Annotated in this window: 22 protein-coding genes (1 of these 22 only partly in view); 15 read left to right on the top strand and 7 right to left on the bottom strand. The window is 62.3% G+C overall.

The window, feature by feature from the left end; translation table 11 throughout:
- Positions 1 to 79 precede the first annotated feature (79 nt).
- Entirely contained in the window at positions 80 to 1228 is a 1149-nt protein-coding gene (gene argE / locus VCB98_RS05380) for an acetylornithine deacetylase (RefSeq protein ID WP_346050872.1), read from the bottom strand.
- A gap of 61 nt (positions 1229 to 1289) precedes the next feature.
- On the opposite strand from argE, the gene ampD reads away from it, so the two are divergent.
- Together ampD and ampE are read left to right on the top strand one after the other, a co-directional pair.
- Complete coding sequence (gene ampD, locus VCB98_RS05375; protein WP_346050871.1) at positions 1290 to 1856, top strand: 1,6-anhydro-N-acetylmuramyl-L-alanine amidase AmpD; 567 nt, start codon at positions 1290 to 1292, stop codon at positions 1854 to 1856.
- Positions 1857 to 1964: 108 nt separating this feature from the next.
- Complete coding sequence (gene ampE / locus VCB98_RS05370) at positions 1965 to 2855, top strand: regulatory signaling modulator protein AmpE (RefSeq protein WP_346050870.1); 891 nt, start codon at positions 1965 to 1967, stop codon at positions 2853 to 2855.
- Positions 2856 to 3092: 237 nt separating this feature from the next.
- On the opposite strand, the gene VCB98_RS05365 is transcribed toward ampE, so the two are convergent.
- A complete protein-coding gene (locus VCB98_RS05365; protein WP_346050869.1) occupies positions 3093 to 3659 on the bottom strand; it encodes a cob(I)yrinic acid a,c-diamide adenosyltransferase in 567 nt (188 codons plus the stop codon).
- Positions 3660 to 3798: 139 nt separating this feature from the next.
- On the opposite strand from VCB98_RS05365, the gene VCB98_RS05360 reads away from it, so the two are divergent.
- Together VCB98_RS05360 and VCB98_RS05355 are read left to right on the top strand one after the other, a co-directional pair.
- The gene (locus VCB98_RS05360; RefSeq protein ID WP_406672212.1) at positions 3799 to 4599 is read left to right on the top strand and encodes an inositol monophosphatase family protein; all 801 of its coding nucleotides are present in this window, start codon (positions 3799 to 3801) and stop codon (positions 4597 to 4599) included.
- A complete protein-coding gene (locus tag VCB98_RS05355; protein ID WP_346050868.1) occupies positions 4596 to 5396 on the top strand; it encodes a PhzF family protein in 801 nt (266 codons plus the stop codon). Before VCB98_RS05360 ends, VCB98_RS05355 begins: the two co-directional genes overlap by 4 nt.
- Here the strand turns inward: VCB98_RS05355 and VCB98_RS05350 are convergent.
- A complete protein-coding gene (locus VCB98_RS05350) occupies positions 5393 to 6076 on the bottom strand; it encodes a histidinol-phosphatase (RefSeq protein ID WP_346050891.1) in 684 nt (227 codons plus the stop codon). The two genes, VCB98_RS05355 and VCB98_RS05350, sit on opposite strands and share 4 nt — an antisense overlap.
- A gap of 128 nt (positions 6077 to 6204) precedes the next feature.
- Between VCB98_RS05350 and VCB98_RS05345 the strand changes: the two genes are divergently transcribed.
- From VCB98_RS05345 to bfr, 7 genes are all read left to right on the top strand, one after another.
- Positions 6205 to 6738, top strand: a complete 534-nt coding sequence (locus VCB98_RS05345; protein WP_346050867.1) for an RNA pyrophosphohydrolase — start codon at positions 6205 to 6207, stop codon at positions 6736 to 6738.
- 117 nt (positions 6739 to 6855) lie between these two features.
- The gene (locus VCB98_RS05340) at positions 6856 to 7869 is read left to right on the top strand and encodes an extracellular solute-binding protein (RefSeq protein WP_346050866.1); all 1014 of its coding nucleotides are present in this window, start codon (positions 6856 to 6858) and stop codon (positions 7867 to 7869) included.
- Between the two features lie 3 nt (positions 7870 to 7872).
- A complete protein-coding gene (locus VCB98_RS05335; protein WP_346050865.1) occupies positions 7873 to 9570 on the top strand; it encodes an ABC transporter permease in 1698 nt (565 codons plus the stop codon).
- The gene (locus VCB98_RS05330) at positions 9560 to 10639 is read left to right on the top strand and encodes an ABC transporter ATP-binding protein (RefSeq protein ID WP_346050864.1); all 1080 of its coding nucleotides are present in this window, start codon (positions 9560 to 9562) and stop codon (positions 10637 to 10639) included. Before VCB98_RS05335 ends, VCB98_RS05330 begins: the two co-directional genes overlap by 11 nt.
- Positions 10640 to 10801: 162 nt before the next feature.
- On the top strand, positions 10802 to 13096 hold the full coding sequence (locus tag VCB98_RS05325) for a TonB-dependent receptor family protein (RefSeq protein WP_346050863.1): 2295 nt from the start codon (positions 10802 to 10804) through the stop codon (positions 13094 to 13096).
- Positions 13097 to 13245: 149 nt separating this feature from the next.
- Positions 13246 to 13449 carry a (2Fe-2S)-binding protein gene (locus VCB98_RS05320; RefSeq protein ID WP_346050862.1) on the top strand — a complete coding sequence of 68 codons (204 nt, stop codon included), beginning with the start codon at positions 13246 to 13248 and terminating at the stop codon, positions 13447 to 13449.
- 139 nt (positions 13450 to 13588) lie between these two features.
- Positions 13589 to 14059, top strand: a complete 471-nt coding sequence (gene bfr, locus VCB98_RS05315) for a bacterioferritin (RefSeq protein ID WP_346050861.1) — start codon at positions 13589 to 13591, stop codon at positions 14057 to 14059.
- A 7-nt stretch (positions 14060 to 14066) separates the two neighbouring features.
- Here bfr and VCB98_RS05310 read toward each other — a convergent pair whose 3' ends face one another.
- Positions 14067 to 14480, bottom strand: coding sequence for a CopD family protein (locus VCB98_RS05310; RefSeq protein ID WP_346050860.1), 414 nt, complete (start codon positions 14478 to 14480; stop codon positions 14067 to 14069).
- A gap of 109 nt (positions 14481 to 14589) precedes the next feature.
- Here VCB98_RS05310 and VCB98_RS05305 point away from each other — a divergent pair, with 109 nt between their 5' ends.
- The 4 genes from VCB98_RS05305 to VCB98_RS05290 all read left to right on the top strand — a co-directional run bounded on the left by VCB98_RS05305 (position 14590) and on the right by VCB98_RS05290 (position 17971).
- On the top strand, positions 14590 to 15303 hold the full coding sequence (locus VCB98_RS05305) for a DUF6776 family protein (RefSeq protein WP_346050859.1): 714 nt from the start codon (positions 14590 to 14592) through the stop codon (positions 15301 to 15303).
- Positions 15304 to 15378: 75 nt separating this feature from the next.
- Positions 15379 to 15918 carry a bactofilin family protein gene (locus VCB98_RS05300; protein ID WP_346050858.1) on the top strand — a complete coding sequence of 180 codons (540 nt, stop codon included), beginning with the start codon at positions 15379 to 15381 and terminating at the stop codon, positions 15916 to 15918.
- A 46-nt stretch (positions 15919 to 15964) separates the two neighbouring features.
- On the top strand, positions 15965 to 16342 hold the full coding sequence (gene erpA / locus VCB98_RS05295; protein WP_346050857.1) for an iron-sulfur cluster insertion protein ErpA: 378 nt from the start codon (positions 15965 to 15967) through the stop codon (positions 16340 to 16342).
- Between the two features lie 93 nt (positions 16343 to 16435).
- On the top strand, positions 16436 to 17971 hold the full coding sequence (locus VCB98_RS05290) for a Ppx/GppA phosphatase family protein (RefSeq protein ID WP_346050856.1): 1536 nt from the start codon (positions 16436 to 16438) through the stop codon (positions 17969 to 17971).
- A 32-nt stretch (positions 17972 to 18003) separates the two neighbouring features.
- Here the strand turns inward: VCB98_RS05290 and ppk1 are convergent, their stop codons facing one another.
- The 3 genes from ppk1 to VCB98_RS05275 form a co-directional block, all read right to left on the bottom strand.
- Complete coding sequence (gene ppk1 / locus VCB98_RS05285; protein WP_346050855.1) at positions 18004 to 20079, bottom strand: polyphosphate kinase 1; 2076 nt, start codon at positions 20077 to 20079, stop codon at positions 18004 to 18006.
- A 68-nt stretch (positions 20080 to 20147) separates the two neighbouring features.
- Positions 20148 to 21248, bottom strand: a complete 1101-nt coding sequence (locus VCB98_RS05280) for an anhydro-N-acetylmuramic acid kinase (RefSeq protein ID WP_346050854.1) — start codon at positions 21246 to 21248, stop codon at positions 20148 to 20150.
- A gap of 9 nt (positions 21249 to 21257) precedes the next feature.
- Positions 21258 to 21979 carry the 3' portion of a M23 family metallopeptidase gene (locus tag VCB98_RS05275; RefSeq protein ID WP_346050853.1) on the bottom strand. The gene runs 694 nt beyond the window's last position, so 722 of the gene's 1416 nt are visible here — the last part of the coding sequence; its start codon lies off the right edge, out of view — the gene reads right to left on this strand; its stop codon occupies positions 21258 to 21260.

Below are 21979 nucleotides of genomic sequence, written 5' to 3'. Positions count from 1 at the left end.
AAGCCCACGAAACCCTTGGCAAGAAATAGCGCCAAGAAACCGCCCCGATTGCGCCCAGACAGCCTTGAATACCGTGCGCCTAACCCGACTTGAGACAAAAACGCCTGATCAGCCCATCGATCAGGTCCAGGGTGGGCTGGAGGGTGTCGATGGCCAGGTATTCGTCGGGCTGATGGGCCTGGGCGATGTCACCGGGGCCGATGATGACGGTATCGATGCCCAGCTCCTGCAGGAAGGGTCCTTCGGTGGAGAAGGCCACCGCCTCGGGTTCCCGGCCTGTGAGTTCGGTGACCGCCTGGACAATGGCCGCGTCCTCCGGCGTATTCAGGCCGCCCACGCCCTCGAATAGGGGTAGAAACTCAATCCCGAGACCGCTGTCCGCCAGACTTTCCCTGATCCGTTCGCGAAGCGCCTCACGGGTCGCATCCAGGTCCTGCTCGGGCAGGGTTCGCAGATCGAAGTGAACTTCTGCCTCCGGGCAGATACGGTTGGGATTATCGCCGCCGTGGACATGGCCCAGGTTCAGGGTCGGCGAGGACACATGGAAGGCCGCGTTGTGATACTGGCGGGCCATCTCCTCGCGAAAGGCCATCAACTCCGCAATCGCCCGGTGCAGCCCATCAATGGCGTTATTGCCCAGCTTGGGATCGCTGGAGTGGCCCGAGCGCCCCTTGAGGCGAACGCCCTCCATGAAAATCCCCTTGTGCAGATGCACGGGGGTCAGCCTGGTCGGCTCACCGATGATGGCGCAGCGGGCCCGCAGACTGTGATCCGCCACCAGAGCCTTGCCGCCGGCCATGGAGGACTCCTCGTCGGCGGTACCCAGTATGATGATGGGCTCTGCCAGATCTTCCGCTCGATAGCGGCTGGCCACTTCGATGGCTAGGGCCAGGAAGGCCTTCATGTCGCAGGTGCCCAGGCCGTACAGCTTGCCGTCCCGCTCGGTCAGCGTGAAGGGGTCGCTGTTCCAGCGATCTTGGTCAAAGGGAACGGTATCGGTGTGCCCGGACAGGACCAGCCCGCCGTTGCCCCGCCCCAGCGTGCCAATGACATTGAATTTGTCCTCTCCCTCCACCGGCATCAGGCGCACTTCGAAACCCAGATCCTCCAGCCATTCCGCCAGCTTTTCCGATACCTCGCGGTTGCCGGTATCGAATGCGGGACTGACGCTGCTCATGGAAGGGCAGGCGATCAGCTCTCGAATCATCTCTTCCACGCTCGGGTGCATGGGGCCTCCTTTGCTATAGTCGGTGGCGCTTGGTCCACCTTATCCCAGGAGCCTGTCCCAGTTGAACCGCTTGCCGCAGATTCACAATGGCTGGATGGAGGGTGCCGCCCGCCATCCCTCGCCCAACGCCGATCACCGCCCACCGGATTGTGAGCCGTCGCTGCTGGTTATTCATGCCATCAGCCTGCCGCCGGGCGAGTTCGGTGGCCCCTGGGTGGATAAGCTCTTCCTCAATCGCCTGCCGGCCGACGGTCACCCCTTCTTCAAGGCAATCGAGGGCTTGCGGGTCTCCAGTCATTTGTTTATCCGCCGTGACGGCAGTCTCGTGCAATACGTGCCTTTTCATCGCCGTGCCTGGCATGCGGGACGCTCCCGCTTCCAGGGCCGACGGGCCTGCAATGACATTGCCATCGGGATTGAGCTGGAGGGGACCGACGATTTGCCGTTTACCGACGCCCAGTATCGTCGTCTCAGTTGTTGCGCCGCCAGCTTGCTGCTGACCTATCCGGCAATCACGCCGGAGCGAATGGTGGGCCACAATCACATCGCCCCGGGCCGAAAGACCGATCCGGGGCCCCATTTCTCCTGGTTCCGCTTTCGCAATGGCGCTGTGGGCATGGGCACCTGATGGCGGTTTTCGGACTTATTTGGCTGTGCCGCGGGCCGGGAGCATGGCATGATGAACACCGAATCCGGACCACGGATTGACACCGCAATGCGACAAGGGGGCTGACGCATGTACTTTCTGGCCATAATTGCTGCCCTGGCACTGGAACGTGCCCTGCGGGCGGCTGACCTGGAACATTTTCGCCGTGCCCACTGGTTTCCCTACTATCGGGACCAATTCCTGACCTTGATCGGGCGTTTGCCCGGCGCGATCGGGCCCTTGGGTGTGTCGCTGATCTGCCTCTTGCCCACCGTCCTGGTCTGGCTGGCCATCTGGCTGCTCGCCGGCTTTTCCGAGATTCTGGCCTTTTTCCTGGCCGTGATCGTTCTGCTGTATTGCCTGGGGCCGGGGGAAATCCTCGGTCAACTCGCCCGATACCTGCAGGCCCATGATCCGGAACAGGCAGAAGACCACGATGCCGGGGTCATTGCCGCAGAGATCATGGAATCCGAGAGCGGCCTGTCGGCAGAGGATGATGTCCATCGAGCGGTGACCGAGGCGGCTCTGGTCCGGGCCAACGACCGGCTGTTCGCGGTGATATTCTGGTTTGCCATTCTCGGCCCGGCGGGCGCGGTCTTCTATCGCGTGGCTGACCTGCTGCGACGCAGCGAGGCCAGGGACAGCGAAAATGCCCGCACCGAACTCGCTCAGTACGCGATCATGCTGGAAGGAATCCTGGCCTGGCTGCCGGCGCGTCTGCTATCCCTGAGTTATGCCCTGACCGGCTCCTTCGAGGAAGCCATTGCCGACTGGAAGGCCTATTATGAGGAGTGCACCGAGCCCTTTTTCGAGACCAGCGAGGGCGTCCTTTCCTGCACCGGCTGCGGCGCCCTGCGAATCTCCGCGGGCACCCAGGATTCTGGGCTGGCTGTGGTCCGTAGCGCCCGGAGCCTGCTGCAAAGAACACTGGTACTGTGGCTGGCGGTGCTGGCCGTCCTGACCCTGGTAGGCCTTGCCTAGTCACTAGTGGTGGTCGATGAATGGGCCGTGCCGGCTGATGGCGTATTCTGGTTATTGAGCAGATTGCCTTCGATTCGGCCGTAAATCGCAGATAAATCCGCTCCCACAGGGGCTTCGGCATACGCTAATGGCACCGTGGGAGCGAATTTATTCGCGATCAAAAGCCTCCGGACGGCACCAAGACATAAGAGTGAACGCAGTCATGACGCAATCACCAGCCCATTGGCGATTAAGCCGTCAGTCCTGCTGAGCACCCTGGCTATAGCCCTTCTGCCAGATGACTTCCTCGCCCTGCTCGTGGCGGGCGAGGACTCGCGCGGCAACGAACAGCCAGTCGGAGAGGCGATTGAGGTAACGGGCCACTTCCGGATTGATGTCTTCTTCGCCCTTGAGGGTCCACACAGCCCGTTCGGCTCGCCGACAGACCGTGCGAGCCAGATGGCAGGCCGCCGTGGCGCGACCGCCGCCGGGCAGGATGAAATCCTCCAGTGCCGGCAGATCGGCGTTCAGGGCGTCCAGGCTTTGTTCCAGCCTTTCGGTGTAGCCCGGGGTGATCGCCGTCCAGCCAGGGACGCATAATTCACCGCCCAGGTCGAACAGATCGTGCTGAATGCGAATCAAGGGCTCACGCAAGCTGTCCGGCAGATCCTCGGCCAGCACCATGCCAATGATGGAGTTGAGTTCATCCGTGGTCCCATAAGCCGCCACCCGTGGATGGTCCTTGGGCACTCGACTGCCATCGCCCAGGCCGGTGGTACCGTGGTCGCCGGTTCGCGTATAGATCTTGCTCAGCCGCTTGCCCATCTTTGACCCTCTGCTGTCCGGGGAAGTGGTCCGCAATGGTCATTGGCGGCGGTGTCACTGTCAAGGACTGCGTCGGGGGTTGGCGGGCGTTTGTTGACGCCCATATTTGCTATTCTGTGCCCTTTGTATCTGCCGGAGCATGATTTTGAGCAGCGACTACAGCGCCTATTTGGAGACGGCCCGCCAGGCTGCCGACGCGGCCGAACGTTGTCTGCGCGAGGCAATGCGCGACGGTGCCCAGGAGGTTCATTTCAAGGAGGATGCCACACCGGTAACGGAGGTGGATTTTGCCGCCGAAACCGCCATTCTCAAGGTGCTGCGTGAAGCCTTCCCGGGTCACCAGGTCTGGAGCGAGGAATCCGGCGGTGGCGACCGGGATGCCGAGTGGCTGTGGTTGGTGGACCCCCTGGATGGCACCCGCAGCTTCATTCGGGGAACCCCTTTCTTCTCCACCCAGATTGCCCTCATGCATCGGGGACGCGTCGTGGTCGGTGTCTCCTCGGCCCCCGCGATGGGCGAGACGGCCTGGGCCAGTCTCGGTGGCGGTGCCTGGCTCAATGATCGCCCCATCAAGGTCAGTCATGTCAGTGGCTTGCGGGATGCGCACCTGTCCACCGGCAATTTGCGCAGCCTCGCCCGGGACCCGGCCGCCTGGTCACGCCTGGGTGATCTGAGCGGGCGGGTGGAGCGCACACGGGGTTATGGTGATTTCAGCCATTATCATTATCTGGCCCGGGGCGCGCTTGACCTGGTGATCGAGTCCGACGTCAACATTCTTGATGTGGCCGCCTTGTCCCTGTTGGTGGAGGAGGCCGGTGGCCGGGTGTCCGGTCTGGATGGTCGCCCTCTGGGTCTGGACAGTTCTCATATCCTCGCCAGCAATGGCCGGCTCCATGACAGTGTTCTCCGCCAACTCCAATGGAACAGGAAAACAGCATGATGCAATTGCCCATTTTTCAGGTGGATGCCTTCTCCGATCGGGTATTCGCCGGTAATCCTGCCGCGGTTGTGCCGTTGGCTGGATGGCTGGATGACGACATCCTCCAGGCCATTGCCGCGGAGAATAATCTGTCCGAAACCGCCTTTCTGGTGGGGGAAGGGGAGCACTGGCAGATCCGCTGGTTTACCCCGGGTACCGAGGTGGACCTCTGCGGTCACGCCACCCTGGCCTCGGCCTGGGTGATCTTCAATGAGCTCAGCAGCGGCCTTCAGTCACTGCGCTTCGACTCGGCGTCCGGTCCCCTGACCGTGAGCCGGGATGGGAGCGGGCTGATCTACCTGGATTTCCCGGCCCGGCCACCGGCGGTGGGTAGTGGCGAATTGCGCGCCGCACTGACCAAGGCCCTGGGTGAGGCGCCGGAAGTGGTCTTGCGTGCGGATGATGTTCTGGCCGTTTATCGTCAGCCTCGCAGTGTCGTCGAAATGCGCCCGGATATGGCCCGGCTGGCGGCCATAGAAGCGCGCGGCGTGATCGTGACCGCCCCGGGCACGGGTGATTACAACTTTATCTCTCGTTTCTTTGGGCCGCGGGTGGGTGTGCCGGAAGATCCGGTTACCGGTTCGGCCCATTGCACTCTGGTTCCTTATTGGGCGAAGCGACTGGAGGTCACGCGGCTGCGAGCCCGCCAGGTATCCCGCCGCGGCGGTGAGCTGCACTGTCGCCTCCTGGGGGACCGCGTCGAGATTGCCGGCCAGGCGGTACCCTATCTCCAGGGCGTCATTCGGGTCCCGGCCTAGCCGCCGGGTTTTTGCTCGGCAACCTCCGCCCGCAGGCTGAGCATCGGCCATCCCCGCTCACGGGCAATACCGGCCAGGGCCGGATCGGGGTTGACCGCCACCGGATGCCCCACGGCTTCCAGCAAGGGCAGGTCATTGCGCGAGTCAGAGTAAAAATGGGCTGACTCCAGTACCCCGATATTGCCGCCCAGCCATTGCTGCAGGCGGATCAGCTTGCCCTCCCGGAAACAGGGGGTGCCGGCTACTTCGCCGGTGAACTCTCCATCCCGCATTTCCGCTTCCGTGGCCAGCAGGTGGTCAATGCCGAAAAGCTGGGCAATGGGCTCGGTCACGAAGCGGTTGGTGGCGGTGACGATGACCGGCGTCTCTCCCGCGTCCCGGTGGCGATCCACCAGCCGCAGGGCCTCGGTGGCAATTCGCGGCATGATCTGGGACTCGATGAAGTCCGAGCGCCAGGCCTCCAGTTGGGCGCGCCGATTCTCCGCCAGCGGCCGCAGGGCGAAAGCCAGAAATTCCCGAATATCCAATTGCCCTGCCTCGTAGGCATGGTAGTAGCGCAGGTTCTCCGAGCGATACCAGTCGCCATCCACCACGCCTTGCGCCACCAGGTGCTCACCCCAGAGATAATCGCTGTCACCGTCAAGCAGGGTGTTGTCCAGATCAAACAGGGCCAGCTTCATCGAATGCTCCAGTCTTTGCTCACGAGCCGACATTCTCCTAGAGCCTCCCCCTTATGTCACCCACTGCGGCCATTGCCGATCAATGCCGGCTATGAAAGAATCAACTTATATAAAGTTGGAGTAATGCCGTGATAGACCGCGACGGTTTCCGGCCCAACGTCGGCATCATTCTTTGCAACGACGTGGGCCGCGTATTCTGGGCGCGCAGGATCAACCACACCGGCTGGCAGTTTCCGCAAGGGGGAATCCAGCAGGGCGAAGACCCCCGCGAGGCGCTGTTCCGGGAGCTGGAGGAAGAGGTTGGTCTCGCCGAACAGGATGTCGAAATACTCGGCCGCACCCGGGGGTGGTTGCGTTATCGGCTGCCGAAGCGCTTTGTGCGTCGGCAGCAGAAACCTGTGTGCATTGGACAGAAACAGATCTGGTTCCTGCTCCGCCTGGTGGCGGAGGAGTCCCGTGTCGACCTGCAATTGAGCCAGCATCCCGAATTTGATGCCTGGCGTTGGGTGCAGTGGTGGGAACCGCTGAAGGGTGTGGTCCATTTCAAGCGCGCCGTTTATGAGCGTGCCCTGGAAGAGTTGGCGCCATTGGCCTTTCCCAAGGGACGGGTGCCCCGCCGTCCCGTTCCGCAACTGGACGAGGCCCGTGGCGAGCGCCGGTAAAGGCGCTATTTGTCGTCGTTCTGCTTGCTAATTAGTAATAATTCTCATTATCATACTCATCCAGCGCCCTGCGGCTCCTCCCCGAGCCGCCTCCCACTTCAGTCTGGAGGTCCGTTGATGTCGCCGTTCAAGTCCTGTCTGGCCGCTTCGCTGCTTGCCACATTGTTTGTCTGGCTGCCCGTCGCGGAAGCGGCCAACGACGAAGTGGTTGTCTACTCTGCCCGGCAGGAGCATTTGATCAAGCCCCTGTTCGACCTCTATGAAGAGAAAACCGGTACCCGCATTCGCTATACCACCGGTGATGCCGGCCAGCTCCTTCAGCGAATCCAGGGGGAAGGGCGACGGACCCGGGCCGATCTGCTGCTGACCGTGGACGCCGGCAACCTCTGGCAGGCGGCGGAGCGCGGTTTGCTGAAGGCGGTGGATTCACCCGCGCTGCGCGAGCGTGTCCCCGAACATTTGCGTGATCCCGAAGACCAGTGGTTCGGTCTCTCCTTGCGGGTGCGCACCATGGTCTATCACCCCGACCGGGTAGAGGAGGGTGAATTGGGCAGCTACGCCGATCTCGCCGATGAGCGCTGGGAAGGGCGTCTTTGTCTGCGCTCCTCCCGCAAGGTCTACAACCAGTCCCTGGTGGCGATCATGATCGAGGAAAAAGGCGAGGAGCGCAGCGAGGAGATCGTCCGCAGTTGGGTGGACAATCTGGCCACCGATCCCTTCTCCAGTGACACCCAGGTGATGGAGGCCATTCTCGCCGGCCAGTGCGATGTGGGCCTGGTCAACAGCTACTACTATGGACGCCTGCAGGCCCGGGAGCCCGATCTGCCATTGCGGCTGCACTGGGCCGATCAGGACGGAGCAGGCGTCCATGTCAATATCTCCGGCGGCGGGGTCACTCGCCATGCCGGCAACCCCGAAGGCGCCCAGGCCTTGCTGGAGTGGTTGAGCAGCGAGGAGGCCCAGCGCCTCTTCGGCAGCATGAATTTCGAGTACCCGGCCAATCCCGAGGTGCCGCCGGATCCCCAGGTCGCCCTCTGGGGCGAGTTTCGACAGAATCCGGTCAATGTCCGCCATGCCGGCGAGCGCCAGCGTCAGGCAGTGATGCTGATGGATCGGGCAGGATACCGCTGATCCATGACTTGGCCGGGCGGTTCAAGGTGGCTGAAGCGCCCGCGCCTGTCCGCGGGACCGCTGGTCGCCTGGCTGATTGCCCTGCCGGTGTTGCTGCCTCTGCTGATTGTCAGTGCCAGCCTGTTCGCCGCGGAAACCGAGGTCTGGACTCACCTGCGCAGCCATGTGCTGCCGGAAGTCATCGTCAACACCTTGTGGCTGGTGGCCGGCGTGGCGGTGGGCACTGCCTTGATCGGCACGGCGCTGGCCTGGCTGGTGGCGGCCTGTGATTTTCCGGGGCAGCGTTTTTTCTCCTGGGCCCTGCTGTTGCCCATGGCGGTCCCTGCCTATGTGATGGCCTTCGTGCTCATCGGCCAGCTCGAATATGCCGGGCCGGTGCAGAGCTGGATGCGCGCCGTGTGGGGCGAGGACGCCGGGCTGCCGCCCATCCGTTCCAGATTGGGTGTGATCCTGGCCCTGACGCTGGTGCTTTATCCCTATGTCTACCTGATCGCCCGCAATGCCTTTGCCACCCAGGGGGCAAGGGCCCTGGAAGTGGCCCGTTCCCTTGGACTGCGTCCCGCTGCCGGCTTCTTTCGGGTTGCCTTGCCCATGGCGCGGCCCTGGATCATTGGCGGCGTGATGCTGGCGATGATGGAGACCCTGGCCGATTTTGGCACCGTGGCCGCATTCAACTATGAAACCTTTACCACGGCCATCTACAAGGCCTGGTACGACTTGCAGTCCATTGAGGCGGCCATGCAGTTGTCCTCGCTGCTGGTGGTGGTGGTGCTGGTGATTCTGGTGCTGGAACAGTTGTCCCGGCAGCGGACCCGATACACCGCCACCGGTGCCGGTCAGGCCCGTCGCTTTCGCCTCCGGGGTGGCAAGGCCCTGGCGGCGGTGGCCTTTTGCATGCTGGTCCTGACCGTTGCCTTTCTGATTCCGGCCCTGCAGTTGCTGTTCTGGAGCGTGGCCCATTTCGATGGGCTCGATGCCCGCTATCTTGGTCTGGCAGGACGGTCCCTCAGCCTGTCGGCCATGGCCGCAGCGCTCGCTATCATGATCGCTCTGGTGCTGGCCTACGCCGTGCGCCGCTCGCCGGGTCTGCTGGCGGGTCTCGGGGCACGGGTGGCAACGGTGGGTTACGCTGTGCCCGGCCCGGTTCTGGCGGTGGGCCTGATGCTGCCGCTGGTCTGGCTGAGTGGTGTGCTGCAGGGGGGCGCTGACTGGCTGCTGGGCGAGGATCGGATCATCATCGCCCTGCAGGGCACCCTGCTCGGTCTGGTGGCTGCCTACATCGGTCGCTTCCTCGCGGTCGCCTATAATCCGGTGAATGCCAATCTGCTGCGGGTTTCCTCCACGCTGGATGATGCCGCCCGGGGCATGGGGCTGGGGCCGCTGGGGGTCATTGCCCGGGTGCACTTCCCTCTGGTTCGGGGTGGTCTGATTACCGGTGCCATTCTGGTTTTTGTGGATGTCATGAAGGAAATGCCGATTACCCTGATGCTTCGCCCCTTCGGTTGGGAGACCCTGGCCCTGCGCATCTATGAAATGACCGCGGAGGGGCAGTGGGAACGCGCGGCTTTGCCGGCCTTGACCCTGGTCCTGGTGGGGCTGGTGCCGGTCATCCTGCTGACTCGCCGGCTGGATGACGGGGGCGGGCAATCAGCGAGTGAGAAACGGCGCCCGGCGAATCTGGAGTCTGCCCATGCTGCTTGAGCTGGAACAACTACACCTTGCCTACGGCCGCACGGAAGTTCTCAAGGGCCTCACCCTGCATCTGACCCGGGGTCAGATCGGCTGCCTGCTGGGGCCGAGCGGCTGCGGCAAGACCACGGTGCTGAGGGCGATCGCTGGATTCGAGCCGGTGGATGCCGGGGAGGTCCGGATAGACAATCGGGTATTCAGCAAAGCCGGCAGGACGGTGCCACCGGAAGCCCGGGATATCCGCATTGTGTTCCAGGACTACGCCCTCTTTCCCCATCTCGACGCCCGTGACAATGTGGCATTTGGCCTCCGTGAGGGGCGCCGTCGGGAGCGCCGGGCCCGGGCGGAAGAGATGCTTGCCGCGGTGGGGCTGGCGGAGGCGGTGCGGGCTCAGCCCCATGAGCTGTCCGGCGGTCAGCAGCAACGGGTCGCACTAGCCCGGGCACTGGTCGCCCGGCCCCGGCTGATTCTCCTGGACGAACCCTTCTCCAATCTGGATGTGGAGCTGCGTGAACGTCTGGGTATCGAGGTCCGGGCGGTGCTCAAGGAGTTTGGCGCCACGGCCTTGATGGTGACCCACGATCAGCATGAGGCCTTTGCCGTTGCCGATGAAGTGGGAGTGATGAACCAGGGAACCCTCCAGCAATGGGACCGCCCTTACAACCTCTACCACCGGCCTGCGAATCGTTTTGTCGCGGATTTCGTTGGCCAGGGAGTGTTGATTCCCGGTCATGTGTCGGCGCCGGGGAAGGTGAATATCGAGCTGGGCCGGCTTGAGGGCCGTCTGATCACCGATGTGGAGCCGGGCACGGATGTGGATGTGCTGCTACGCCCAGACGACGTCATCCATGACGATGACAGCGAAATGACCGCGGAGGTCAGATACAAGGTCTTCCGGGGTGCGGAGATTCTCTACACCTTGCGCCTGGACTCCGGCAACCGGGTGCTGGCCCTGGTGCCCAGTCACCATGACCATCGCATCGGCGAGCAGATCGGGATCCGCCTGGATACCGAGCACATCGTTGCTTTTCCCCGCGCCACGGCCGAAGGCGCCTGGTGCCCCACCGAACCCCCGGCCTGAGCGGAATCTGACGCAATCGCGGGGGAATTTCCTCGTTTTGCTATTGCAAATGATAATGGTTCGCATTTATATTACCAATCCACGCGGCGGCGCCGGATTGTTCCCGCCCCGTCGCCCGGATAGCCGTCTCGCAAACCCCGTTGCACCTTAAGGAGCCTCGAAATGCCGATCCAAGCTGTCTCCCGCCCGCTGGCCCTGGCCGTCAGTCTCGCCCTGGTCCCACTGGCTGCCCAGGCAGGGAGCGATGACTTTACCGAGGCGCTGGAAATGGATTTTGATCTTCGCGAATTGGCACCGGTGAGTATCACCGGCACGCGCAATGACATTCGCGAGATCCCTGGTTCCGCCCACCTGGTCTCTCGTGACGAGATCGAGGCGGCCGGTTACGGTGACCCCCACCGCATGCTGCGCAGCATCCCCGGTGTCTATATCCAGGAAGAGGAAGGGTTCGGCCTGTTTCCCAATATTTCCATCCGCGGTTCACGTTCCGAGCGGGCCCGTCGGATTACCATGATGGAAGACGGTGTGCTCATCGCCCCGGCGCCTTACGCCGCCCCCGCTGCCTACCATGTCCCCACCGCCATGCGCATGGAACGTATCGAGGTGCTCAAGGGCGCCGGCGGTATTCAGCATGGCCCCTATACCACCGGGGGTTCTCTCAATATGGTCTCCACGCCCGTGCCCGAAAGCCGCACTGCCCGGGCCCAGTTCATGCTCGGCAGCGACGGTGGCCGACGGCATCAGGCCATGATCGGTGACAGTGGCGACAATCTGGGTTTCATGCTCGAGGCAGTGGATGCCGGCAGTGATGGTTTCCGTCGTCTGGACCGGGCTCAGCGCAGGGGGCCGAACATGGCCGAGTCGGACACCGGCTTCGACCTGCGGGACGTGGTCGGCAAGCTCCGCTGGGAGCCTCGCAATGGGGACCGCCATCATAGCCTGGAGTTGAAGTTTGCCCGCAGCACTCGCGAGGCCAATGAGACCTATCTGGGCTTGACCCAGGACGATTTCGGCCGCCATCCATTCCGACGCTATGCCGGCTCCCAGCTGGACCAGATCAACACCGAACATGAACAGCTTTCCCTGCGCCACCACATCGAATTGGGTGATGCCAATCTGACCACCACCGTTTACAACAACGACTTCAGTCGGAACTGGTACAAGCTCCATGATGTCTGGGATGGGCAGGGGAACCCTGACTTTGTCGGCATCAGTGCCGTTCTGGCCAATCCGACTGAACACTCGGCCGAACTGGCCTGGATTCGTGGTGAGGGGGGTGATGCCCGCGGCAAGGTGCGTGCCAACAATCGTGAGTACTACAGCCGCGGTGTCCAGACCGTCTATCAGACCTGGTTTGACGCGGCCGGATGGTCCCATCAACTGGAGGCCGGTCTGCGCTATCACCAGGATGAGGAAGACCGCTTGCAATGGGAAGATGTATACCGCATGGAGAACTTCGCCATGACCCGGGTCCTGCCCGGCAGTGAGCCCGGTGCGGTACACGGCGTCCCCGGCAGTACCACCAACCGGGTCACCCAGGCGGATGCCCTGGCGGTCCACGTACAGAATCGCCTGCGGCGCGGCAACTGGACCCTGATTCCGGGGCTGCGCTACGAAGATATCACCATTGAACGGACCGATTTTCAGGCCGGTGAGGACCCGGACCGGGGCGTGATCACCGGCGAGCGCGAGGGCGAGTTCAGCGTATTCATTCCCGGATTTGGGGCCATCTACCAGCTCAACCCGGAGCTCAACGCCTTCTTTGGTATCCATCGCGGCTTCGCGCCCACCGGTGCCTCACCGGACGTGGACGAAGAGAAGTCCACCAATTACGAGGCCGGCATTCGATTCGTGCGCAACGGCGTCCAATTGGAGCTGATCGGTTTTCTGACCGCCTTTGACAACCTGGTGGGTACCTGCACAGCAGCCAGCGGTGGTGGTTGCGAGGTGGGTGATGTGTTTCAGGCCGGGGAAGTTGATGTCTTTGGTCTGGAGGCCATGCTCCGCTATGACCTGGCTGATGTCATGGATCTCGGCATTTCCCTGCCTCTGGAAGTGGCCTATACCTACACCAACACCGAGCTCAAGAGCAGCTTCGAGAGCGATTTCAGTGAATGGGGCGATGTCAGCCGAGGGGACGAGTTGCCCCATATCCCCGCCCACCAACTGAACCTCGCCCTGCGCGCCGTTGCCAATGACTGGCAGTTCCGCTTCGCGGCGAACTATGTGGACGAGACCCGCTCCGTGGCCGGGTCCGGCAGCATTCCGGCCAATCAGACTGTCGATGCCCGCTGGCTGTTTGATGTCTCCGGTGAGTATGCCCTCAACAGCAGTGTCCGTGCCTTTGCCAGCGTGGAAAACCTGTTCGACGAGACCTATGTCTCCGCCCGCAGTCCGGCGGGTGCCCGGGTCGGTCTGCCCCGCACGGCATGGGCCGGGATGCGCCTCGAATTCTGAAATCCCTGTGGATTGGGGGAGGGGAGCCAGGGGTGCATGGAGGCGCCTCTTTTCCCGTTCCCGAGGGCCGGCGAGTTGTTGTTTGCTCGTTATTGACAATCATTCTCATTTGCATTTAAGCTGTGATTGTCAATTGCAGGAGGTGCGCCATGTACGTGTGTGTCTGTAACGCGGTCTCTGACCGGGCCATTCTGGCCGCCATCGATGAGGGCGCCCACAGTCTGCCGTGCCTGATGGACCGTCTCGGCGTGGCCACCGCCTGCGGTACCTGTGAAGAGGCCGTGCGTGAGCAGCTCGTCAGCCGCCTGCGCCAATTGGGCAAGCACAGCCTTCTGGAAGCCGTTGCCGCCTGATATCGATCCCGGAATCGTCCCTGAGACCGGTTAATTGCTCTTCCGTTTCTGTTGCCACTTCCGCCCCCGCGTCGAACTGCTATAGACTCCCGAGGTCAGACGTTCCCACGGATGAACCCATTCTCAGCGGGAGAAGGCAATGAAAGGCCACAGCAGCATCATCCAGCACCTCAACCGTATCCTCAAAAATGAGCTGACCGCGATCAACCAGTATTTCCTCCACGCCCGCATGCTGCAGAGCTGGGGCATGGAACGGCTCGGAAAAAAGGAATACGAGGAATCCATCGATGAGATGAAGCACGCCGATGCCCTGATCGAGAGGATTCTGTTCCTTGAGGGCCTGCCCAATCTCCAGGATCTGGATAAGCTTATGGTGGGTGAGGACGTCAAGGAAGTGCTGGAATGTGATCTGAAGCTGGAGCTTTCGGGGCACACGGACCTCAAGGCCGCCATCACCCATGCTGAATCCGTTGGCGATTACGTCTCCCGGGATCTCTTTGTGAGCATCCTGCGGGACGAGGAAGAGCATGTGGATTTTCTCGAGACCGAACTGGGCCTGATCGACAAGATGGGCCTGGAAAACTACATCCAGTCCCAGACTGCTGGCTAGAGGCCAGCTAGAAGGGCTTGAGTACCGCCAGCAGGACAATGGCCACCAGGGCCAATGCCGGTAGCTCGTTGAAGATGCGCAGGAAGCGATCCGAGTGGGGCATGCGGTCGACCCGGAACAGGCGGTTTAGCCGCAGGCAGTAGAAGTGATAGGCGAACAGTGCCGCCACCAGAGCCAGCTTGGCGTGCAGCCAGCCCGGCATGGGCCACCAGGCCATGGCGATGAGCCACAGGCCACTGGCCAGTGTCAGTGCCGCGCCGATGGTCATGATGACCCAGAGCCGGTGTTCCATGATCTGAAATCGATCCCGGGAAACGGGATCCTCGGCCGCCCGGTGATAGATGTATAGCCGAGGCAGATAGAAGAGGCCGGCGAACCAGGTCACCATGAAGATTATGTGAAAGGCTTTCAGTGTCAGCATTTACAACTTCCCCGGACAAGCGAATTCTATGCTTTTCGGCAACCGCCAGTCTCCGTAAGATAGCAAAGGTTGGCAGGTATTACCCTTCCCATCCGAGGTCAAGCAAGGCATGACAACCCATAGTCTCGTGGTCAAAGCCTACCGGCCCTGGCGTTATCGAATCACCATCGCCATTCTTCTGCTGCTGGCAATCACGGCGGTCATCTATGCCTACCAGCGTGGCTTGACCGATGGGGGGTATTTTCAGACGGAAGCGCGAGCCGAAAGGGAGGCCATGCAGTCTCAGTTGGAACAGGCGGAACAACTTGAGACTCGTTTGCGCGATCGCCTCGCGGTCCTGGAGCGGGCTCAGGAAGTGAATCAGGCCGCCCGGGAGAACCTGAGACAGGACCTCTTGTCACTGCAGGACGAGATTCAGGGCCTGGAGGAAGAGCTGGCCTTCTACCGCGGGATCGTTTCACCCGAGGACGGGCAGAGTGGTCTCCAGATCCAGGAGTTCAGTATTTCACCAGGACGGGAAGACGGCGAGTACCGCTTTACACTGATGCTCATCCAGGCCATGACCCATGACCGTCGGGTGGAGGGTGAGATCAGGCTGGCGGTGGAGGGAAGGCAGGATGACGAGTCGCTCAGCCTGGATGTTTCGGAGCTGGGGGATCACGACAATCTGGCCTTTTCCTTCCGCTACTTTCAGGGATTTGACGGTCGCCTGCGTCTCCCGGAGGGCTTTGAGCCGGAACAGGTTTCAGTGACCGTCAGCCCGCGAGGGCGCAATCGCAGCCAGATCGAGGAAAGTTTTGAGTGGCCGGAGCTGGAGCGCTAGACTGGTCAGACTGATGACGGAGTCCTCGCCGCTTGAGGTCGGGGCTCCCTAACCGGATCGGAGGCACACCCGAGCATGTGGGGCAGCGGAAACAAGAGCAAGGGCGCCCGGAGCGCCAAGATCGAGACCCTGGTGGGCCGCAACACTGAGATCACCGGGGACGTCAAATTCAAGGGTGGCATGCATGTTGATGGCACCGTCAGGGGCAATGTACTGGCCGACGGTGACAATTGCGTCATCAGCGTCAGTCAGCACGGCGTCATCGAAGGTGATGTAAAGGTGCCCCATATTGTGCTGGACGGGACCGTCACCGGGGATGTCTATTCCCGTGAGCGGCTTGAGCTGGAGGCCCATGCGAAAGTGAACGGCGACGTCTACTACAATCTGGTCGAAATGGCGGTGGGTGCCAGCGTCAACGGCAAGATGGTGCACAAGCCTGCGGAGAAGCCCCTGTTACTCGAGAAGGGCGGCAATCAGCCGAATCAGAGCCGGCCAGCTGATCGCGATCGCGGTGCACAGTCGGCGGGTGGTGCAGAACAGCGTGGCCGTGAGGGCCAGGGCCGCTTTGAGCCGGGGACCCAGTCCCGGGACGGCAAGGTGTCTGGCAGTCAATGACGTATAATGGCCCGAGCAATCCCGAGACCTGGAGGTCAAGACAGCCATGAGTACCCAAACCTACGTGCCCGAGTCCGATAATGGTGGCCAGATCCCCGAGGCATTGATTTTCACCGACGCGGCCGCCCGGAAAGTCCGTGAGCTGATCAGCGAAGAGGGCAACGACCAGCTTAAGCTGCGGGTTTTCGTCAGCGGTGGCGGGTGCTCCGGTTTCCAGTACGGGTTTACCTTCGATGAAGAAATCACGGAAGGTGACACAGAGATCAGAAATGATGGTGTCACGCTGCTGGTGGACCCCATGAGCGTCCAATATCTCATGGGCGCCGAGATCGACTATACCGAGGGTCTGGAAGGAGCTCAGTTCGTTATCCGAAACCCCAACGCCTCCACGACCTGTGGTTGTGGCTCCTCTTTCGCGGTATGAGGCCGTGGTTCGGGAACAATGTCTGAATTGACTCGAGGGGGGTGCCGGTGGCGCCCCCTTTCTTTATGCCTGGCTTGAACCGGAGGGCAGAGCATGGGGGCAGGGGTGGAACAGGTCAGGGAGTTGTGGTCATTGGCGCGTGGTGAACGACTGCTGGCGGCCATTGATCTGGGCTCGAACAGCTTCCATCTCATCGTAGCCCGCCTGAGTGGTCGGGATCTGCACGTGATTGACCGCATCAAGGAAACCGTGCGTCTGCGCAGCGGCTTGAGCGAGGACGGTGACCTTGCGCCGGAGGCACGTACCCGGGCACTGGCCTGCCTGTCCCGCTTCGGCGAGCGCCTCAAGGGCATGGATTCCACTCAGGTCCGGGCCGTTGGTACCGATGCCCTGCGACGCGCCGGTGACAGTCGGGACTTTCTTGAGGCCGCCGAGGCTGCCCTCGGGCATCCCATCGAGATCATTTCCGGCTTCGAGGAAGCGCGACTGATCTACGCCGGGGCAACGCCGGTTGTGACCGAAGGTGACGAGGCGCGCCTGGTGCTGGATATAGGTGGTGGTAGCACGGAAGTCATTCTTGGCCAGGGGGCTCGCCCCAAACTGCTGGAATCTCTGGGCATGGGCTCGGTTTCCCTGACCGAGCGCTGCTTTGATGGTGGCGAGGTGAGTCGGTCGAACATGAAGCGGGCCCTTCGGATTGCGCGCGGCGAGATCAGTGGCGTTGCACCGGCCTATCGGCGGGCCGGCTGGGGCCAGGCCCTGGGTGCCTCGGGCACTATCCGTTCCATCGCCGCCATCGCCGAAGCCCGGGGCTGGAGCGAGTCCGGGATCACCCTCGACAGTCTCAGCGCCCTCTGTGACGACCTGGTGTCGAGGGGGCGCCCCAAGGCGGACGATTACCCCGAGCTGCGCCCGGACCGGGTGCCCATTCTGCCGGGGGGCACGGCCATTCTGAGAGCCGTCTTCGAAGCCCTCGACATCCAGCGTATGGAGATCGCCCCCGGGGCCCTGAGGGAGGGTTTGCTGGAAGATATGGCCGGGCGGGTGCGTCACCGGGATGTACGTGATCGCACGGTGACCGCCATGATGGGGCGCTATCGCATGGACCGTGCTCATGGACGCGCCGTGGCCCGCACGGCCGTGGAGGCCTGGGATGCCGTCGCGGTGCCCTGGGGGCTGGATCAGCGGCCGGAAACTCGCGAGTTTCTCCGCTGGGCGGCCTGCCTGCACGAGATCGGCATGGCCGTTTCCCACAGCCAGCACCACCGGCATGGTGCCTATATCCTGGGACACGCCGACATGGCGGGCTTCTCCCGCGATGACCAGTCCATGCTCTCCGTGCTCGCCCGATTGCAGCGCAAGAAGTTATCCCGTCGGGTGCTGGATGAGCTGGCTCATCGGCATCGGCCCTTCGGGCTGCATCTGGCCTGCCTGCTTCGAGTGGCGATTGTGTTGCACCGGGCGCGGGACGGGGTGCCCACACTCCGTTTCGCTGCCGACCGCCCGACTGCCTGGACTCTGACATTGCCGGACGGCTGGCTGGAGCGACACCCCTTGTTGGCGGACGACCTGGCAGAAGAAGTGGATTTCGAGCAGGCCGCTGGTCTCCGTTTTGACCTTCGCAGTTAAGTAAATTCGGCCTAGGTCACGGCTTTCCGCAATCAACTGCGCTCGGCCAGATCGTCAAGCAACGCCGCCTGAGCAGTGTGTGGCTTAGTCCGCCCAGGCGTCAGCAGGCGATATTGCCCGTCGCTCTGCAGCGCCCAAGCTTGGGAGTTGTCCTTGAGATAGCTTTTCAGGTCCCGGCTCAGGCGTCGGTGAGCGGTCTTTTCCTGTACCGGAAAGCAGGTCTCCACCCGTCGAAACAGATTGCGCTCCATCAGGTCGGCACTGGCGCAGAAGACCTCATCATCGCCACCATTCAGGAACCAGAACACCCGGGTGTGTTCGAGGAAGCGACCGACGATCGAGCGTACCCGGATGTGATCGGAGACGCCCTTCACGCCCGGTCGCAGGCTGCACATGCCGCGCACGATGCAGTCAATCTGCACGCCGGCGGCCGAGGCTTCGTACAGCCGGCGAATCAAGGCGGGTTCCACCAGGGAATTGACCTTGATGATCAGCTGGGCCGTCTTGCCGGAGCTGGCATGTTCAATCTCCCGGTCGATGCGCTCCATCAGCCCCTTGTGCAGAGTGAAGGGGCTGTGAATGATCTTCTTCAGTTTGCTTACCTTGCCCAGGCTGGTGAGCTGCATGAAGACCTTGTGCACGTCCTCGGCCAGGGTGCGATCCGCAGAGAGCAGGCCGTAGTCGGTGTACAGCCGCGCGGTGCGGGGATGATAGTTTCCGGTGCCGAGATGAACGTAGCGACGCAGGCGACGCCCCTCCCGCCGAACCACGAGAATCATTTTGGCGTGGGTCTTGTACCCCACTACGCCGTAAAGCACATGGGCGCCGGCTTCCTGCAGACGGTTGGCCAGGTTGATGTTGTCGGCCTCATCGAAGCGCGCCCGCAGTTCGATCACCACCGTCACTTCCTTGCCGCTTTTTGCCGCTTCCACCAGGGCATTCACGATCGCCGATTCCGGTCCGGTGCGGTAAAGGGTCTGCTTGACGGCCACCACCTGCGGGTCTGCAGAGGCCTGGCGCACGAAATCGATCACCGGCAGGAAGGATTCGAAGGGGTGGTGGAGCAGCAATTCCTGCTTGCGAAGAACTTCGAAAATATCGCTGTTGTGAGCCAGCCTCCTTGGTAAGCCAGGGACGAAACTGGGGTATTTCAGGCCGGTGCCGTCAACCCGTTCATAGACCGCCATGAGACGGTTCAGATTGACCGGGCCATCGACCCGATACAGATCGTCCTGAGTGAGGCCGAACTGGACGAGCAGATCTTCAGCCATGTCATCCGGACAGTCATCGGCGACCTCCAGCCGAACTTCGTCGCCATAACGCCGGGCGGGCAGTTCCCCCTCCAGGGCGCGCAGCAAATCATCCACCTCTTCCTCATCGACGAACAGATCACTGTTTCGTGTCACGCGGAACTGGTAGCAGCCGCTGACCTGCATGCCGGGGAAAAGGTCATCGGCAAAGGCATGAATGATCGATGACAGAAACACGAAGGTGTGTGGTTTGTTTCCGGCCTGCTGACGCGGAAGCTGAATGACCCGGGGCAGGGAACGTGGTGCCTGAAGCACCGCCATGGCACGGTTACGCCCGAAGGCATCCTTGCCCTCCAGAGCGAGTACGAAGTTGAGGCTTTTGTTGAGAATGCGCGGGAAGGGGTGCGCAGGGTCAAGACCCATGGGGCTGAGCAAAGGTTGCACTTCGTCCCGGAAGAATCGCTTCAGCCAGGCTTGCTGCCCGTTGTTCCATTGGTCACGCTTCAGAATACGAATGCCGGCCTTTTGCAGGGCAGGCAGCAGCTCCCGGTTGAAACAGTAATACTGATCCGCCACCAGTTGTCTGGCCCGCTGGCTGATGGCGCGCAGCGTTTCCTTGGGTGGTAGGCCGTCCGGCCCTGTCTCCACCGAGCCTGCTTCGAGTTTCTGCTTGAGCCCAGCCACACGGATCTCGAAGAATTCGTCAAGATTCGTGGTGGCAATGCACAGGAACTTCAGACGTTCCAGCAAGGGGGTGTCGGGATCGCGGGCCTGGTTCAATACTCTGTGATTGAACTCAAGCAGGCTGAGTTCGCGGTTGATATATAAATCCTGGGATTTTAAGTCGACGTCACTCATGAGGACGGCCCTGATGCGATGAGTGCGTCAGCCTAGATTATTGCTATGACAATCTGATGAAGGTGTTTTCAGGGTAGCCAGAGGCCGCCCAGGGTGCCGTCGCCATCCGCGCCTGTGACCGCCGACAGGTGAACGGACAGTCCATTCCAGCGCTGTTGCGCCAGCCAGGCGAAGCCGGCGCTTTCCACATGATCCGGATCAAGGCCTTGGGTCTTGCTGCTTTCCAGCGGAATGTTCTCCAGATGATGTGCCAGGCGCGTCATCAGGGTGCGGTTGTGGGTTCCTCCCCCGCAGGCAATGACCCGGTCAACATGGTGGGCTCGGGCGATGGCGGCGATGGGCTGAACAGTCAGTTCCAGCAGGGTCGCCTGCACGTCGGCCGCCGGGATGGCGCTCACGGAGCGGCCGCCATGCTTGGCCAGCCAGTTCAGATTGAAGTGTTCCGGTCCGGTGCTCTTGGGCGGCGCCTGGCGAAAGTAATCGTCATCCAGCAAGCGTTGCAGCAGTTCAGCCCGGGTCTCGCCGCTGGCGGCCCACTGGCCGTCCGGGTCCCAGCCGGCGCCGGGGTGATGCTTGCGGTGCCAGGCATCCAGCAGGGTATTGGCGGGGCCGGTGTCCCAGCCGATCGGGGCCTGGTCCGGTCGTAGCAGGGAGACATTGGCGATACCGCCCAGATTGAGCACCAGCCGAGTTTCTTCGGGGCTGGAAAAGAAGGCTTGATGGAAGGCGGGGGCGAGCGGCGCGCCCTGTCCGCCGCGTGCCAGATCGGCACTGCGAAAATCCGCCACCACGGGCAGGCCGGTCAGGCAGGCCAGGCGGGCGGGCGAGCCGATCTGCCAGGACCACCCTTTGTCGGGCAGGTGCCTGATGGTCTGGCCGTGGCTGCCGACGGCGGTTACCGCGTCTTTATCCAACCCGGCCACCTGAAGCAGGGCCTCGGTGGCTTCCGCCAGTTGCTGACAAAAGGCAGTCTCGGCTTCGGCCAGGACGTCCGGGGCAATCTCTGGCTGGCGACACAGGGAGGAGAGCAGCTTGGCCAGCTGCGGAGGGAATGGCCGGGTGACGCCGGCCAGCAGCTCATGGTGTCCTTCCTCGCTGCCCAACAGGGCGGCATCCACCCCATCAAGACTGGTACCGCTCATCAGCCCGATGAAGTGTGTCGCCGCCATGCCGGGATCTCAGTCAGTGAGTTCTGCGAGGCGTTCGCCGGGTCGCATCAAATCTAGATGGGCCACCAGCGGCGCAGTCGTGGTGAAGAAGTGTTCACGATATTCTTCCGGTACCGGATCGGCGGCCGGGAAGTCCACCGTCACCGGATTGCGGTGCACACCATCGACGAGAAACTCGTAGTGCAGGTGGGGGCCGGTGGCAAGTCCGGTCTGGCCAACGTAGCCGATCACTTCCCCCTGCCGGACCCGGCTGCCGACACGGTGGCCATTGGCAAAGCGCGACATATGGGCGTAGAGAGTCGAATAACGTTCCCCATGCTGGATCTGGACTGTGTTGCCGTAGCCCCCGTGGCGTCCCCGAAGGGTGATGCGGCCATCACCGGCTGCCCGAATGGGGGTGCCGGTGGGGGCGGCATAGTCCACGCCGCGGTGGGCCCGAATCCGATTCAGAACAGGGTGCCGTCGGTTGGGGTTGAAGTGGGAGCTGATCCGGACGTAGTCGAGTGGCGCGCGCAGGAAGGTGCGGCGCATGCTATCGCCCTCGGGATTGTAGTAGTCGCTTTCGCCGGAAGGCTTGGTGTAGCGCACGGCCTGCAATCGATTGCCCCGGTTGACGATCTCCGCCGCCAGGATCTGGCCGTCACGGATTTTCTCGCCATCGCGGTAGAGTTCTTCGTAAATCACGACAAACTCATCGCCTCGCCGGGTATCAAGCACGAAGTCGATATCCC

This window comes from Natronospira elongata, from assembly GCF_034931365.1.
In the GTDB taxonomy this organism is placed as follows: domain Bacteria; phylum Pseudomonadota; class Gammaproteobacteria; order Natronospirales; family Natronospiraceae; genus Natronospira; species Natronospira elongata.
The sequence above is the reverse complement of the archived record's forward strand: the minus strand, read 5'-3'. Positions and strand labels throughout refer to the sequence as shown.

Excerpts from the sequence above, each read along its gene's own strand:
- VCB98_RS05310 (WP_346050860.1), bottom strand. The coding sequence starts at position 14,480 with ATGCTGACACTGAAAGCCTTTCACATAATCTTCATGGTGACCTGGTTC.
- ppk1 (WP_346050855.1), bottom strand. The coding sequence starts at position 20,079 with ATGAGTGACGTCGACTTAAAATCCCAGGATTTATATATCAACCGCGAA.
- VCB98_RS05365 (WP_346050869.1), bottom strand. The coding sequence starts at position 3,659 with ATGGGCAAGCGGCTGAGCAAGATCTATACGCGAACCGGCGACCACGGT.
- VCB98_RS05335 (WP_346050865.1), top strand. The coding sequence starts at position 7,873 with ATGACTTGGCCGGGCGGTTCAAGGTGGCTGAAGCGCCCGCGCCTGTCC.
- VCB98_RS05340 (WP_346050866.1), top strand. The coding sequence starts at position 6,856 with ATGTCGCCGTTCAAGTCCTGTCTGGCCGCTTCGCTGCTTGCCACATTG.
- VCB98_RS05355 (WP_346050868.1), top strand. The coding sequence starts at position 4,596 with ATGATGCAATTGCCCATTTTTCAGGTGGATGCCTTCTCCGATCGGGTA.
- VCB98_RS05300 (WP_346050858.1), top strand. The coding sequence starts at position 15,379 with ATGTGGGGCAGCGGAAACAAGAGCAAGGGCGCCCGGAGCGCCAAGATC.
- bfr (WP_346050861.1), top strand. The coding sequence starts at position 13,589 with ATGAAAGGCCACAGCAGCATCATCCAGCACCTCAACCGTATCCTCAAA.
- VCB98_RS05325 (WP_346050863.1), top strand. The coding sequence starts at position 10,802 with ATGCCGATCCAAGCTGTCTCCCGCCCGCTGGCCCTGGCCGTCAGTCTC.
- VCB98_RS05360 (WP_406672212.1), top strand. The coding sequence starts at position 3,799 with ATGATTTTGAGCAGCGACTACAGCGCCTATTTGGAGACGGCCCGCCAG.
- VCB98_RS05330 (WP_346050864.1), top strand. The coding sequence starts at position 9,560 with ATGCTGCTTGAGCTGGAACAACTACACCTTGCCTACGGCCGCACGGAA.
- VCB98_RS05290 (WP_346050856.1), top strand. The coding sequence starts at position 16,436 with ATGGGGGCAGGGGTGGAACAGGTCAGGGAGTTGTGGTCATTGGCGCGT.
- VCB98_RS05320 (WP_346050862.1), top strand. The coding sequence starts at position 13,246 with ATGTACGTGTGTGTCTGTAACGCGGTCTCTGACCGGGCCATTCTGGCC.
- VCB98_RS05305 (WP_346050859.1), top strand. The coding sequence starts at position 14,590 with ATGACAACCCATAGTCTCGTGGTCAAAGCCTACCGGCCCTGGCGTTAT.
- erpA (WP_346050857.1), top strand. The coding sequence starts at position 15,965 with ATGAGTACCCAAACCTACGTGCCCGAGTCCGATAATGGTGGCCAGATC.
- ampE (WP_346050870.1), top strand. The coding sequence starts at position 1,965 with ATGTACTTTCTGGCCATAATTGCTGCCCTGGCACTGGAACGTGCCCTG.
- VCB98_RS05350 (WP_346050891.1), bottom strand. The coding sequence starts at position 6,076 with ATGAAGCTGGCCCTGTTTGATCTGGACAACACCCTGCTTGACGGTGAC.
- VCB98_RS05280 (WP_346050854.1), bottom strand. The coding sequence starts at position 21,248 with ATGGCGGCGACACACTTCATCGGGCTGATGAGCGGTACCAGTCTTGAT.
- argE (WP_346050872.1), bottom strand. The coding sequence starts at position 1,228 with ATGCACCCGAGCGTGGAAGAGATGATTCGAGAGCTGATCGCCTGCCCT.